At 48.7% G+C, this 714-nt stretch carries 1 protein-coding gene; it reads left to right on the top strand.

Translation table 11 applies throughout. The features are described 5' to 3' along the window. Nucleotides 1-537: 537 nt before the first annotated feature. Nucleotides 538-714, top strand: a 177-nt coding sequence (locus DDE13_RS23785; RefSeq protein WP_162631210.1) for an IS110 family transposase, incomplete at its 3' end; no start/stop codon positions are given.

Genomic DNA, 714 nt, shown 5'->3' with positions numbered 1-714 from the left:
AAAGTGACTGATTTTTCAACTGAGCCCCATGTATTTCGATAATTTTCCAAAGGCCAGCAAAAATGTAGATTTCTCACTACCAAGCCACAACACTCATTGAGTCCATTTATCCATATTTTTCTAAAATACCGACAGCATTGGACTCCAAATGAGATACGAACGACCGCTAGCCTGCACTCATGCAACAAGATGTGAACGGGGGTAACCCATTACGTTGTTGGCAGTTCCGCTTAAAGGAGCCCAGGATTCGTACTCCTAGCCCCATGCTGGGGCAGGCTATGTTTATCTGCGTTCCTTCTGCCTTGTGGCAGCGGAACTAGTCGCTGGCTTCGGTATGGCTTATTTTCGTCCCTGTTAAGAAAATGATCCGGGGGGTGATGCCGCCGAAGGCAGTGACATACTCCAAACTGCTAATAGGAACCTGACCCGCACACAATGTGCGACGTCTCAAAGTAATGTGGATGCCAGCGTGAAGTATGTCCGACCACCAGCGATGAAATAAGTCCCATACTCATTCAATTCGCTAGGAGGTCAGACATGACCTACGACTATGTCATCGGCATGGACGCCTGCAAATACTTTCACCACGCTTGCGTCTTAGATATCGACGGCACCCAGGTGCTATCTAAGCGCATCAATCAAACTGAACAATCCCTGCGCGCACTGTTTTCAGCGTTCAGCGCATACGACCACAAGGTCCTTGTCGTCGTGGAC

It is taken from the genome of Meridianimarinicoccus zhengii (assembly GCF_003254465.1).
Taxonomy (GTDB): domain Bacteria; phylum Pseudomonadota; class Alphaproteobacteria; order Rhodobacterales; family Rhodobacteraceae; genus Meridianimarinicoccus; species Meridianimarinicoccus zhengii.
This window is presented reverse-complemented; position numbering and strand designations above follow the sequence as displayed.